Below are 12,652 nucleotides of genomic sequence, written 5' to 3'. Positions count from 1 at the left end.
CCTCCGTCGCGTGTGACTGTTCATCAATGTAAACACGGTGCGGGCCGGTCCTATGCCGTGCGGCGGAGCATTTCGCTCAGCGCGTAGCGCCGGGCCGCGGACGTCGCCGGTGCTCAGTAGGCTTGACCGACGTGAGCAGTGACTATTCCGCCCGGCATCTCTCCGTCCTCGAGGGGCTCGAGGCCGTCCGCAAACGACCCGGCATGTACATCGGCTCGACCGACTCGCGCGGGCTCATGCACTGCCTGTGGGAGATCATCGACAACTCCGTCGACGAGGCCCTCGCCGGCCACGGCTCGGAGATCGAGGTCGTGCTGCACGCCGACGGCAGCGTCGAGGTCCGCGACCACGCCCGCGGGATCCCGGTCGACGTCGAGCCGAAGACGGGCCTCAGCGGCGTGGAGGTCGTGTTCACGAAGCTGCACGCCGGCGGCAAGTTCGGCTCGGGCTCCTACGCGGCCTCCGGCGGCCTGCACGGCGTCGGCGCCTCGGTCGTCAATGCCCTCTCGGAGCGCCTCGACGTCGAGGTCGACCGGGGCGGCAAGACGTGGGCGATGTCGTTCCACCGGGGCGAGCCGGGCCGCTTCGCCGACGAGGGGGCTCCGAGCCCGGATGCCCCGTTCGCGCCCTTCGAACGCTCGAGCGAGCTCGCCGTCGCCGGCAAGGTCGCCAAGGGCGTCACCGGCACCCGCGTGCGCTACTGGGCCGACCGGCAGATCTTCACGAAGGGCGCCGAGTTCCAACTGGAGGAGCTCGTCGGGCGCGCCCGGCAGACGGCCTTCCTCGTGCCGGGGCTCGCGATCACGATCGTGGACGAGCGCGGCGACGAACCCGAGGAGCACCGCTTCCACTTCGAGGGCGGCATCTCCGAGTTCGTCGAGCATCTCTCGATGGACAGCCCGGTCACCGACGTCTGGCGCCTCACCGGCTCGGGCACCTTCACGGAGAACGTCCCCGTGCTCACCGAGGGCGGGGCGATGATCTCGACCGAGGTCGAGCGCACATGCGAGGTCGATATCGCCCTGCGCTGGGGCACGGGCTACGACACGATCGTGAAGAGCTTCGTGAACATCATCGCGACGCCGAAGGGCGGCACGCACCTCGCCGGCTTCGAGCAGGGCCTGCTGAAGTTCATGCGCGCCCAAGTCGAGCAGAACGCCCGGCGCCTGAAGGCCGGCACCGACAAGATCGACAAGGACGATGTGCTCGCCGGTCTCACCGCCGTGCTCACCGTCCGCCTGCCGGAGCCGCAGTTCGAAGGGCAGACGAAGGAGGTCCTCGGAACCCCGGCGGTGCGCGCGATCGTGACGAAGGTCGTCGCGAAGGCGCTCGGCGAGCGCTTCTCGTCGACGAAGCGCGACGACAAGGCCCAGACTTCGCTCGTCCTCGAGAAGATCGTCGCCGAGATGAAGGCGCGCATCTCCGCACGCACGCACAAGGAGACGCAGCGGCGCAAGAACGCCCTCGAGTCCTCGACCCTGCCCGCGAAGCTGGTCGACTGCCGGTCGAACGACGTCGCCGACTCCGAGCTGTTCATCGTGGAGGGCGACTCGGCGCTCGGCACGGCCAAGCTCGCCCGCGACAGCGAACACCAGGCGCTCCTGCCGATCCGCGGCAAGATCCTGAACGTGCAGAAGGCGAGTCTGCCCGACATGCTCGGCAACGCCGAGTGCGCCTCGATCATCCAGGTCGTCGGCGGCGGCTCCGGTCGCACCTTCGACTTGTCGACGGCTCGCTACGGCAAGGTCATCATCATGAGCGACGCCGATGTCGACGGCGCTCACATCCGCACGTTGCTGCTGACGCTCTTCTTCCGCTACATGCGTCCGATGATCGAGGACGGGCGGGTGTTCGCCGCGGTGCCCCCGCTGCACCGGGTCGTCGTCCAGCACCCGGGTTCGAAGCCGAACGAGACGATCTACACGTACTCGGAGGCGGAGCTGAACGCCGTGCTCGCCGATCTGAAGAAGCGCGGCCGCAAGTACCAGGATCCGATCCAGCGGTACAAGGGCCTCGGCGAGATGGATGCGGAACAGCTCGCGGTGACGACGATGGATCGACGGCATCGGACGCTGCGGCGCGTCAGGGTCGAGGACGCGGAGCAGGCCGGACGGGTCTTCGAGCTCCTCATGGGCAACGAGGTCGCCCCGCGCAAGGAGTTCATCGTCGAGAGCGCCGCCGGGCTCTCACGGGACCGCATCGACGCATAGCCGGATCTCCGGCCGGGCCCGGGCGGCCCGCCGGGCTCAGGCGACGCGTCGGCCGATCGTCGCGACCACGGCGTCGAGCGGCTGACCCGAGGCGTCGCGTTTCGCATCCGAGTCCGGCAGCGCCCGGGGCGTGCCGTCGGCTCCGAGGGCGAGCGCGGGGGCCGGGCCGGCCCAGGCGACGGCCAGGGCGTCCTCGCCCTTCAGGAAGCGCTGCGCGCGGACACCGCCCGTCGCGCGGCCCTTGGCCGGGAACTCGGCGAAGGCGGAGACCTTGCCGGTGCCCGGGTCGGTTCCGGCGAGCGTCGCCCCGCCGGATGCGATGGTCACCACGACCGCGCCGTCGACCGCGGACGCCGGGATCGCCGTGAACGAGACGACGCGCACCCCTGCGCCGAGCTTGATCCCGGCCATGCCGCCGGCCGAGCAGCCCTGCGGCCGCACCTGCGAGGCGGAGAAGTGGAGCAGCTGCGCGTCGCCGGCGATGAAGACGAGTTCGTCATCGTCCCCGCCCTGGGCGGCGCCGACGACCTCGTCCCCGGGTTTCAGGGAGATGACCTCGAAGTCGGGGCGGTTCGGGTAGCCGCCGGGCGCGACGCGCTTGACCACGCCCTGGGCGGTGCCGAGCACGATCGGGGCATCGGCGGTCAGCGAGACGAGGGCGAGGATCGCCTCTCCGCGGTCGCCGAGCGCCAGATAGTCGTGGATCCGCACGCCTGCGCCGAGCTGCACCGAGTTCGGCGGAAGCACGGGCAGATCGACGGGGGAGAAGCGGATCAGCCGGCCCCGGCTCGTGACGGCGCCGATCTCGCTGCGGCTCGTGGTGTCGAGCGAGGAGGCCACGGCGTCGTGTGTGCTGCGCCGCGACGGCACGGCGATCTGCAGCGCCTCCGCATCCGCGGGGCGGTCGACGCGGGCGATGCGGCCGCTCGTGCTGAGGAACACCCGGCAGGGGGTGTCGGCGTGCTCGAGGGAGATGGTCGCGATGGTCCGCTTCTTGGAGCCGGCCGGCAGCGCCTTGGCCTCGGTGAGCAGGGTGCGGCGCGGGGTGCCGTGGCGTTCGGCGACCGAGCCGAGTTCGTCGGAGACGAGTTCGCGGATCCGCTCGTCGCTGGCGAGGAGGGTCTCGAGGGCTGCGATGTCGGCGAGGAGCTCGTCGCGCTCGGTCTCGAGCTCGATGCGCGAGAACCTCGTGAGACGGCGCAGGCGCAGTTCGAGGATGTACTCGGCCTGCACGGTGCTGAGATCGAAGACGTCCTGCAGGCGCGTGCGCGCGGTCTCGGCGTCGTCGCTCGAGCGGATCACCTGGATGACCTCGTCGATGTCGAGGATGGCGATGAGGAGCCCCTCGACGAGGTGGAGGCGTTCGCGCTTGCGCTGCAGGCGGTAGGTGCTGCGACGGGTGACGACGCGCACCCGGTGGCCGATGTAGACCGAGAGCAGTTCGCGCAGCCCGAGGGTCTGCGGCTGGCCGTCGACGAGGGTGACATTGTTGATGTTGAAGGAGTCCTCGAGCGGGGTGAGCTTGTAGAGCTGCTCGAGCACGGCCTGCGGGTTGAAGCCGGTCTTGATGCCGATGACGAGGCGGAGGCCGTGCTTGCGGTCGGTGAGGTCGGTGACGTCGGAGATGCCCGTGATGCGCTTGGCCTGGACACCGTCCTTGATCTTCTCGATGATCTTCTCGGGGCCGACGAGGTAGGGCAGTTCGGTGACGACGAGGCCGGCCTTGCGGGCGGTGATCTGCTCGACGGAGACCTTGGCGCGGGTCTTGAAGGATCCGCGGCCGGTCGCGTAGGCGTCGCGCACGCCGGCCAGGCCGACGATGGTGCCGCCGGAGGGGAAGTCGGGGCCGGGCACGAACTCCATGAGCTCGTCGAGGGATGCGTCGGGGTGGTGGATCAGGTGGCGCGCCGCCTGCACGACCTCGATCAGGTTGTGCGGGGCCATGTTCGTGGCCATGCCGACGGCGATGCCGCTCGCGCCGTTGACGAGCAGGTTCGGGAACGCGGAGGGCAGCACCTCGGGCTGCTGGAAGGAGTTGTCGTAGTTCGGGACGAAGTCGACGACGTCCTCGTCCAGGCTCTCGGTCATCGCCAGGGCCGGCGGGGCGAGGCGCGCCTCGGTGTACCGGGATGCGGCCGGGCCGTCGTCGAGGGAGCCGAAGTTGCCGTGCCCGTCGACGAGGGGCACGCGCAGCGTGAAGGCCTGCGCCATGCGCACGAGCGCGTCGTAGATGGCGCTGTCGCCGTGCGGGTGGAACTTGCCCATGACCTCGCCGACGACGCGCGAGGACTTCACATGGCCGCGGTCGGGCCGAAGCCCCATCTCCGACATGCCGAAGAGGATGCGGCGCTGCACGGGCTTCAGCCCGTCGCGGGCGTCGGGGATCGCGCGCGAGTAGATCACCGAGTACGCGTATTCGAGGTATGACCCCTGCATCTCGGTCGAGACATCGACGTCTTCGATGCGCTCTGCGAAATCGTCGTCGGGCTGGGTGCGTGCTCGGGTCATCCGTCGTCTCTGTCGAAGGGATCGGGTCGTGCGGCGCGTGCCGCCGGGAGTCGAGTGCGCCCGGCCTGTGCGAGACTTGGCGCGATGTCTGCCATGCTACCCGTCGCCCCCGACGGCGCGGCGCGGCTCACCGAGGTGATGCCGTCGGCCCTCGCGGCCCTCTCCGGGGCGGCGAATCCGCTCGGGTTCCCGGCCGCGGCATCCGTCGTCGTCGTCCTCGTCGACGGCCTCGGATCCGCGAACCTCCGCGCGCGGGCCGGCCACGCCCGCACGCTTTCGGCAGCCCACGGTCGGCGCGACGTCGCGCTGACGACGTTCCCGTCGACGACGGCCGCGGCCCTCGCCTCGTTCACGACGGGGCGGATGCCCGGAGAGCACGGCCTCGTGGGCTACCGCGTCCTCGACGCGGCCCACGATCGCATGGTCAACCAGCTCTCGGGATGGGATGCCGGGATGCGGCCGGAGAGCTGGCAGCCCGTGCCGACGGTGTTCGAGGAGGCACGGGCGGCCGGCGTGCCCGTATACGCGATCGGGCAGGGCAAGTACGCGACGAGCGGCTTCACCCGCGCGGTGCTGCGCGGTGCGGAGTACGTGGCCGCCGATGCGATGGAGGCGCGCGTCGACGCCGCGCTCGAGCGGGTCTCGGCGAGCCCGTCGCTCTGCTACCTGTACATCCCGGAGCTCGATCAGGCCGCCCACAAGGACGGCTGGGAGTCGGATCGGTGGCTCGCCCGCCTCGAGGAGGCCGACCGGGCGATCGGCGAGCTGCGGCGGCGGATGCCGCGATCCACCGGCCTCGTCGTCACGGCCGACCACGGCGTCGTCGACGTGCCGGAGCACCGGCATGTGTTCCTCTCCGGCCGCCCGGAGCTGCGTTCCGGCGTGCGCCACGTCGGCGGCGAGCCGCGCTGCATCGCCCTCTATCTCGAACCCGGCCTCGGCCCGGCCGAGCGCGAGCGCCTGCTCGACGGCTGGCGGGAGGCGGAGGGGTCCCGGGCCTGGGTGCTCTCGCGCGCCGAGGCGATCGACGCCGGACTGTACGGCCCCGTCGTGACGCCTGCGGCCGAGGAGCGGATCGGCGACATCCTGATCGCCGTGCGCTCGGGCGTCGCGTACTACGAGAGCCCGGCGGTCGATCCGAAGGCGCAGGCCATGATCGGCCAGCACGGATCGCTCTCCGATGAGGAGCGACGCGTGCCCCTCATCCGGCTCGGCGCGTTCGCACGCGGCTGAGCGGCGCCGGCTCCTGCGGGTACTGCCTTACTGCGGGTATTGGCCGCGCTTGACCTGCGGCTTCGGCAGGCGGAGGAAGCGCATCTGCAGGGCGCGCATGGCCGCGTACCAGCGCACGCGCTCGACCTTGTCGGCGCCGTACTTCGCCGCCAGGCGGCGGCGGACGCTGAAGCCGAGGACGATGACGTCCACGACGGCGATGAGGAAGAAGGCCCAGAGCACGAGGATCGCCAGCGACTGCACCTCGTAGCTCGGCACGAGCGTCAGGATGATGACGAGGAACATGACCGGAACGAGGAACTCGCCGATGCCGAAGCGCGCGTCGACGTAATCGCGCACGTACTTCTTCTGCGGGCCGCGGTCGCGCACCGGCAGGTACTTCTCCTCGCCGTTGGCCATGCCGACCCGGGCGCGCTCCCGCGCGGTCTGCGCCTGCGCCCTGGCCTGCTTGGCCGCTTCCTTGCGGTCGTTCGGCACGAGCGGCCGCTTGCGGGCGGCCTCCTGGGCGGCCCGGCTCGGGGTCGGGGCGCCTTTGCCGGACTCCTTCAGTCGAGCCTGGGTCTCCTCGAGGGATTCGCCGCTCGGTTCGGTGTTGTTCGCGTTCTTGGCCACGGGGTTCCTTGCAGTCGGGATCCCCTTAAGATTACCCGCATGACCGACCCGACACCCGCCCCGGGGAGCGCATCCCTCGCCACCAGCGTCCGCTCCGCCGTCGACGAAGGGTTCCCGGCCGCCGTGGCCGAGCTCTCCCGGCTCGTGCGGATCCCGTCCGTCTCGTGGCCGGCCTTCGACCCGGCGCATGTCTCCGAGAGCGCCGAGGCCGTGGCGGCCCTGCTCCGCGAGACGGGCGTGTTCGAACTCGTCGACGTGCGCCGGGCGGCCGTCGAGGACGGCTCCGAGCTCGGTCAGCCGGCGGTCGTCGCCAAACGCGCCGCGCGCAACGGGCGGCCGACCGTGCTGCTGTATGCGCACCACGACGTGCAGCCCCCCGGCAAGGACGAGGACTGGGAGACGAACCCGTTCGAGCCGACGCAGCGCGGCGATCGGCTCTTCGGCCGCGGCGCCGCAGACGACAAGGCCGGCGTCATGGCCCACGTCGGGGCGATCCGCGCGTTCGCCGAGGCGGCCGGCGACTTCGATCTGGGGCTCGCCGTCTTCATCGAGGGGGAGGAGGAGTGGGCGTCGCGCTCGTTCGGCAACTTCCTCCGCGAGAACCGCGACGTGCTGGAGGCCGACGCCATCATCGTCGCCGATTCCCACAACTGGGATGTGGAGACCCCGGCGATCACCGTCGCCCTGCGCGGCGCGGTCGCCTTCAACCTCCGCATCGACACCCTCGACCACGCCTCGCATTCGGGCGCATACGGCGGTGTCGTGCCCGACGCGATGCTCGCGGCCGTGCGTCTGCTCGGCACGATGTGGGACGAGGCGGGCACCGTGGCCGTCGCCGGTCTCGAGACGGCCGCCCTCGACACCCCCGACTACGACACGGCCCGTATGCGCGAGGAAGCCGGCGTGCTCGACGGCGTCGGCCTCATCGGGCGGGGCAGCCTGCTCTCCCGCGTGTGGGCGCAGCCGTCGATCACCGTGACCGGCATCGACGCCCCCGACGTCGCCAACGCCTCCAACACCCTGCTGCCGAGCGTCCGCGTGCGCATCAGCGCGCGCATCGCGCCCGGCCAGGACGCCGGCGAGGCGTTCGAGGCACTGCGCGCGCATCTCGAGGCGAATGCCCCGTTCGGGGCGCACCTGGGCTTCGAAGGAGTGGATCTCGGCCAGCCGTTCCTCGTGGACACGAGCGGCTGGGCGGTCGCCGAGACGCGTGCGGCCATGGCCGAGGCCTGGGGTGTGGATCCCGTCGACACCGGGGTGGGCGGGTCGATCCCGTTCATCGCCGAGCTCGTCGAGGAGTTCCCCGGCGCCCAGATCCTTGTGACCGGCGTCGAGGACCCCGACACGCGGGCGCACAGCCCGAACGAGTCGCTGCACCTCGGCGTCTTCAAGAAGGCACTGCTGGCCGAGGCACTGCTCTTCGCGCGCCTCGAGGCCCGCGGGGCCTGATCCGCCCCGCCCGCCGTTCTCCGAGCAACCGCCCGGGGAACGGGGTTAGACTCGGCCAAGACGGTGCCATCGGCGACCGTCCATACCGATTTCGATCGCATCGAGGAGTGAGATGACCCAGACGATCAGCGAAGCCACCCATGGCGTGCTCCTGAGCGACACGGCGGCCGCGAAGGTGAAGAGCCTGCTCGACCAGGAGGGTCGCGACGACCTGCGCCTGCGCGTGGCCGTGCAGCCCGGCGGATGCTCGGGTCTCATCTACCAGCTGTACTTCGACGAGCGGCTGCTCGACGGCGACGCGGTCGCGGACTTCGACGGCGTCGAGGTCGTGGTCGACAAGATGAGCGTGCCCTACCTCGACGGCGCCGCGATCGACTTCGAGGACACCATCCAGAAGCAGGGTTTCACGATCGACAACCCCAACGCGCAGGGTTCGTGCGCGTGCGGCGACTCGTTCCACTGAGCCGAGAACCCGTCGACGGGGGGCCTGCAACATGCAGGCTCCCCGTTTTCTTTCCCCAGATGACGGCGCGGATCCGTCGTCGAACGGGGACGAAGCGCGTGCCCGTTGCACATCCCGGCGGGGGAGTGGGAGTAGGCTAAGTGACGATCAACGCGCTTCTCCGTGAAGCGTCTTCGAGTCTCCCGAAAGGTCACCGGTGCGCCACAATCGCCGTCTCCGATGGGCTGCTATTCCGATTGCAGCGACACTCAGCCTCGTCCTCGCAGGCTGCACTCAGGCTCAGCTGAACGGATTCCTTCCGGGATTCGTCGAAGGCGAGTCCCCGGTGACGAACCACACGGAGCGCATCTCCGGCCTGTGGGTCACCTCCTGGATCGTGCTCCTCGTCGTCGGCGTCATCACCTGGGGGCTGACGATCTGGGCTGTCATCGCCTACCGCCGTCGCAAGGGCCAGACCGGCCTGCCGGTTCAGCTGCGGTACAACATGCCGATCGAGATCTTCTACACGGTCGTGCCCCTCATCCTCGTCCTCGGTTTCTTCGCCTTCACAGCGCGCGACCAGGCCGCGATCGAGGAGCGCTTCGCCGCCGACGAGGTCGACGTGCACGTCGAGGTCATCGCCAAACAGTGGGCGTGGGACTTCAACTACGTCGATGAGGACGTCTACGAGCCGGGCATCCAGGGCCAGCTCGACGAGGGCGGCGAGCCGGGTGCCGTCGACCAGTCGCAGCTGCCGACCCTCGTCCTCCCGGTGGGCGCGAACGTCGAGCTCGAGCTGAAGTCGCGCGATGTGATCCACTCCTTCTGGGTCGTCGACTTCCTGTACAAGAAGGACATGTACCCGGGCAAGGACAACTACATGTCGTTCGTGCCCGAGCGCGAAGGCACCTACGCCGGCAAGTGCGCCGAGCTCTGCGGCGAGTACCACTCGCTCATGCTTTTCAACGTCGAGGTCGTCTCGCAGGCCGAGTACGAGGACTACATCGAGTCGCTGCGCGCCGCCGGTCAGGAGGGCCAGCTCTCCGACGAGTTCGACCGCAACCAGAACCTGCCCGGCACCGGCGAGCCGGAACTGAAAGAGGAGCACGAAGCCGAATGAGCACCACGACCGCACCAGCTCGGCCGCCCCGCACTTCGCCGCTCGGCTCCTCGAAGGTGGAGCGCAAGGGCAACATCCTGGTCAAGTGGATCACCTCCACCGACCACAAGGTCATCGGGTACATGTACCTGATCACCTCGTTCATCTACTTCTGCATCGCGGGCGTGATGGCGCTCGTCATCCGCGCCCAGCTCTTCGAGCCCGGGCTGGAGATCGTGCAGACGCGTGAGCAGTACAACCAGCTGTTCACCATGCACGGCACGATCATGCTGCTCATGTTCGCGACGCCGCTCTTCTTCGGCTTCGCGAACACGCTCATGCCGCTGCAGATCGGCGCGCCCGACGTCGCATTCCCGCGACTGAACGCGTTCTCCTACTGGCTGTTCAACTTCGGTTCGCTCATGGCCGTCGCCGGCTTCCTCACGCCGCAGGGTGCAGCCTCGTTCGGCTGGTTCGCCTATCAACCGCTTGCGTCTACGACCTTCTCACCGGGCGTCGGCGGCAATCTGTGGATGCTCGGACTCGGTCTCTCGGGCTTCGGCACGATCCTCGGCGGCGTGAACTTCATCACGACGATCATCACGATGCGTGCGCCCGGCATGACGATGTTCCGCATGCCGATCTTCACGTGGAACACCCTCGTGACGTCGATCCTCGTGCTGATGGCGTTCCCCGTGCTGGCGGCCGCGATGCTCGCCGCGGCTGCCGACCGCGTCTTCGGCGCGCACATCTACGATCCCGCCAATGGCGGAGTGATCCTCTGGCAGCACCTCTTCTGGTTCTTCGGCCACCCCGAGGTCTACATCCTCGCCCTGCCGTTCTTCGGCGTCGTCTCCGAGATCTTCCCCGTCTTCAGCCGCAAGCCGATCTTCGGGTACAAGACCCTCATTTACGCGACGATCGCGATCGCGGCCCTGTCGGTCACGGTGTGGGCGCACCACATGTACGTGACCGGTTCGGTGCTGTTGCCGTTCTTCGCGCTCATGACGATGCTCATCGCCGTTCCGACGGGTGTGAAGATCTTCAACTGGATCGGCACCATGTGGCGCGGCTCGCTGACCTTCGAGACACCGCTGGTGTGGTCGCTCGGCTTCCTCATCACCTTCGTCTTCGGCGGCCTCACCGGCGTCATCCTCGCCTCCCCTCCGCTCGACTTCCACGTCTCCGACACGTACTTCGTCGTCGCGCACTTCCATTACGTGGTCTTCGGCACGGTCGTCTTCGCGATGTTCGCCGGCTTCTATTTCTGGTGGCCGAAGTGGACGGGCAAGATGCTGAACGAGAAGCTCGGCATGTGGCACTTCTGGCTGTTGTTCATCGGGTTCCACATGACCTTCCTCATCCAGCACTGGATCGGCGTCGTCGGCATGCCCCGCCGCTACTACTCGTACCTGCCCGAAGACGGCGTGACCTGGATGAATCAGCTCTCGACGATCGGTGCGGCGATCCTCGCCGTCTCGCTCATCCCGTTCTTCCTGAACGTGTACATCACGGCCCGCAAGGCGCCGAAGGTCACGGTCAACGACCCGTGGGGCTACGGCGGATCGCTGGAGTGGGCGACGAGCTGCCCGCCGCCGCGGCACAACTTCACGTCGATCCCGCGCATCCGCTCGGAGCGCCCGGCGTTCGACCTGAACCATCCCGAGGCCGGGATGCCGGTCGGCGTCGGCCCGGTCAAGGACGCGCCCGATGCCCTCACCTACGACGCGTCGACGGAAGAGGTCAAGTAAGCCATGCGCGCCAATGTCGTTATCTTCTGGATCATTGCGGTCTTCATGGCAGCGGTCGCCGTTGTATATGCGGTGTGGACCCTGGCCGAGAACAACTGGACGCACCCTGAGTGGGCGGGCTCGCTCGCAGTTGCGCTGAGTGCGGTTCTCTGTGGATTCATCGCCTTCTACCTGGGGCGAGTTCACCGGGCGCAAGGCGCTGAACTGCCTGAGGACCGCCTCGATGCGAACATCGATGACGGGGACCCCGAGCTCGGCTTCTTCAGCCCGTGGAGCTGGTGGCCGATTGCGCTCGCCGGTGCTGCCGCTCTCCTGATGCTCGGTCTCGCGGTCGGCGTTTGGATCGCCTTCATCGGTGCCGTCCTCGGGATCATCTGCCTCGTCGGCTGGGTGTACGAGTACTACCGCGGCAACTTCGCGCGCTGAGCGAATACCGCACGCAGGCACAGGGCCGGCTCCTTCGGGAGCCGGCCTTCTGCGTTCTTACCGTGCGACGAACGTCAGGACGTCTACGGAGACGGTGATGCCATCGACGGTGCGGGCGGTACCGTTCGCGTGATCGGTGCCGTTCGTGTCGTCGGCTCCGGAATGGCCGTCTTCGGGGCTGCCGTGATGCGCTGACGGGCCCATGTCGTGCAGGGCGGCCGCCTGCGCGGGCGTGGGCCGGACGATGGCATGGATGTGGCGGGGCTCGAGGGCGTGCAGAAGACCCGAGAACTGCTCGAGCACGGCCGTGGCCTTGCCGCCGGGGACATCGAGCATCCTGCCGCCCGTGCGGAGCTCCCGGAGGTGCTCAGGGCGGGGGACGACGACGATGAGCCTGCCGCCGGGGCGGAGGATTCGGGCGAACTCGGGCGGGTTCCGCGGTGCGAAGACGTCGAGGACGACGTCGGCGACCGCATCCCGGATCGGAAGCGGTGCCCAGGTGTCGAGGACGACACCGTCGGAGCCGCGCTCGGCGAGCATGCTCCAGCGCACTGCGGCGGGGGATCGGTCGGCCATGAGCATGCGCGGCCGCGAGCGGGCGTGTGCGGCGACGACTCCCGAATAATGCCCCGTACCCGACCCGAGGTCTATGAGCGCCGCAGAGGGGCCGTGGAGCGCCGGGGAGGCGGCCTCCGCCACCGCATCCGCGATCGGAGCGTAGAGCCCGGACGCGAGGACGGCGTCGCGGGCGACGAGCATGTCACGGGTGTCACCGCGATGCGCGGGTGCCCGTGGCGGGAGCAGCGTGGCGTATCCGTGGCGATGGAGATCGAAGCGGTGCCCGTTCGCGCATCCGAGGGTGCGTTCGCCCAGCGGCTCGAGATCCAGGAAGCAGTTCGGGCACCGCACCCATTCCGAGAGG

10 protein-coding genes and 1 pseudogene are annotated in these 12,652 nt (G+C 69.2%); 7 read left to right on the top strand and 4 right to left on the bottom strand.

Annotation, left to right across the window (positions count from 1 at the left end):
* Positions 1 to 131 precede the first annotated feature (131 nt).
* Positions 132 to 2,210: a DNA gyrase/topoisomerase IV subunit B gene (locus G127AT_RS00575; protein WP_210898790.1), complete on the top strand. Its 2,079-nt coding sequence runs from the start codon at positions 132 to 134 to the stop codon at positions 2,208 to 2,210.
* A gap of 36 nt (positions 2,211 to 2,246) precedes the next feature.
* On the opposite strand, the gene G127AT_RS00570 is transcribed toward G127AT_RS00575, so the two are convergent.
* The gene (locus G127AT_RS00570; RefSeq protein ID WP_210898789.1) at positions 2,247 to 4,718 is read right to left on the bottom strand and encodes a DNA gyrase/topoisomerase IV subunit A; all 2,472 of its coding nucleotides are present in this window, start codon (positions 4,716 to 4,718) and stop codon (positions 2,247 to 2,249) included.
* Positions 4,719 to 4,802: 84 nt separating this feature from the next.
* Between G127AT_RS00570 and G127AT_RS00565 the strand changes: the two genes are divergently transcribed.
* On the top strand, positions 4,803 to 5,951 hold the full coding sequence (locus G127AT_RS00565; protein ID WP_244857646.1) for an alkaline phosphatase family protein: 1,149 nt from the start codon (positions 4,803 to 4,805) through the stop codon (positions 5,949 to 5,951).
* 27 nt (positions 5,952 to 5,978) lie between these two features.
* On the opposite strand, the gene G127AT_RS00560 is transcribed toward G127AT_RS00565, so the two are convergent.
* The gene (locus tag G127AT_RS00560; protein ID WP_210898786.1) at positions 5,979 to 6,563 is read right to left on the bottom strand and encodes a DUF3043 domain-containing protein; all 585 of its coding nucleotides are present in this window, start codon (positions 6,561 to 6,563) and stop codon (positions 5,979 to 5,981) included.
* A gap of 39 nt (positions 6,564 to 6,602) precedes the next feature.
* Between G127AT_RS00560 and G127AT_RS00555 the strand changes: the two genes are divergently transcribed.
* The 5 genes from G127AT_RS00555 (at position 6,603) to ctaF (ending at position 11,730) form a co-directional block, all read left to right on the top strand.
* Complete coding sequence (locus tag G127AT_RS00555) at positions 6,603 to 8,012, top strand: dipeptidase (RefSeq protein ID WP_210898784.1); 1,410 nt, start codon at positions 6,603 to 6,605, stop codon at positions 8,010 to 8,012.
* 112 nt (positions 8,013 to 8,124) lie between these two features.
* The gene (erpA, locus tag G127AT_RS00550) at positions 8,125 to 8,475 is read left to right on the top strand and encodes an iron-sulfur cluster insertion protein ErpA (protein ID WP_210898782.1); all 351 of its coding nucleotides are present in this window, start codon (positions 8,125 to 8,127) and stop codon (positions 8,473 to 8,475) included.
* Positions 8,476 to 8,671: 196 nt separating this feature from the next.
* Positions 8,672 to 9,574 carry an aa3-type cytochrome oxidase subunit II gene (gene ctaC / locus G127AT_RS00545; protein ID WP_210898781.1) on the top strand — a complete coding sequence of 301 codons (903 nt, stop codon included), beginning with the start codon at positions 8,672 to 8,674 and terminating at the stop codon, positions 9,572 to 9,574.
* Complete coding sequence (gene ctaD, locus G127AT_RS00540; RefSeq protein WP_210898779.1) at positions 9,571 to 11,304, top strand: aa3-type cytochrome oxidase subunit I; 1,734 nt, start codon at positions 9,571 to 9,573, stop codon at positions 11,302 to 11,304. The genes ctaC and ctaD overlap by 4 nt, the downstream gene beginning before the upstream one ends.
* A 3-nt stretch (positions 11,305 to 11,307) precedes the next feature.
* Positions 11,308 to 11,730, top strand: coding sequence for an aa3-type cytochrome oxidase subunit IV (gene ctaF / locus G127AT_RS00535; protein WP_210898777.1), 423 nt, complete (start codon positions 11,308 to 11,310; stop codon positions 11,728 to 11,730).
* A 57-nt stretch (positions 11,731 to 11,787) separates the two neighbouring features.
* Here ctaF and G127AT_RS00530 read toward each other — a convergent pair whose 3' ends face one another.
* Positions 11,788 to 12,489, bottom strand: coding sequence for a class I SAM-dependent methyltransferase (locus G127AT_RS00530; RefSeq protein WP_210898775.1), 702 nt, complete (start codon positions 12,487 to 12,489; stop codon positions 11,788 to 11,790).
* 48 nt (positions 12,490 to 12,537) lie between these two features.
* Positions 12,538 to 12,639 (bottom strand): annotated as a pseudogene (locus tag G127AT_RS16350) (putative RNA methyltransferase); the annotation flags it as partial.
* Positions 12,640 to 12,652: the final 13 nt, after the last annotated feature.

Source organism: Agromyces archimandritae, from assembly GCF_018024495.1.
Lineage (GTDB): Bacteria > Actinomycetota > Actinomycetes > Actinomycetales > Microbacteriaceae > Agromyces > Agromyces archimandritae.
Note: the sequence above shows the minus strand (reverse complement) of the source record. Positions and strands in the feature narration are given on the sequence as shown.

Excerpts from the sequence above, each read along its gene's own strand:
- G127AT_RS00570 (WP_210898789.1), bottom strand. The coding sequence starts at position 4,718 with ATGACCCGAGCACGCACCCAGCCCGACGACGATTTCGCAGAGCGCATC.
- G127AT_RS00565 (WP_244857646.1), top strand. The coding sequence starts at position 4,803 with ATGTCTGCCATGCTACCCGTCGCCCCCGACGGCGCGGCGCGGCTCACC.
- G127AT_RS00555 (WP_210898784.1), top strand. The coding sequence starts at position 6,603 with ATGACCGACCCGACACCCGCCCCGGGGAGCGCATCCCTCGCCACCAGC.
- erpA (WP_210898782.1), top strand. The coding sequence starts at position 8,125 with ATGACCCAGACGATCAGCGAAGCCACCCATGGCGTGCTCCTGAGCGAC.
- ctaD (WP_210898779.1), top strand. The coding sequence starts at position 9,571 with ATGAGCACCACGACCGCACCAGCTCGGCCGCCCCGCACTTCGCCGCTC.
- ctaF (WP_210898777.1), top strand. The coding sequence starts at position 11,308 with ATGCGCGCCAATGTCGTTATCTTCTGGATCATTGCGGTCTTCATGGCA.
- G127AT_RS00530 (WP_210898775.1), bottom strand. The coding sequence starts at position 12,489 with ATGCTCGTCGCCCGCGACGCCGTCCTCGCGTCCGGGCTCTACGCTCCG.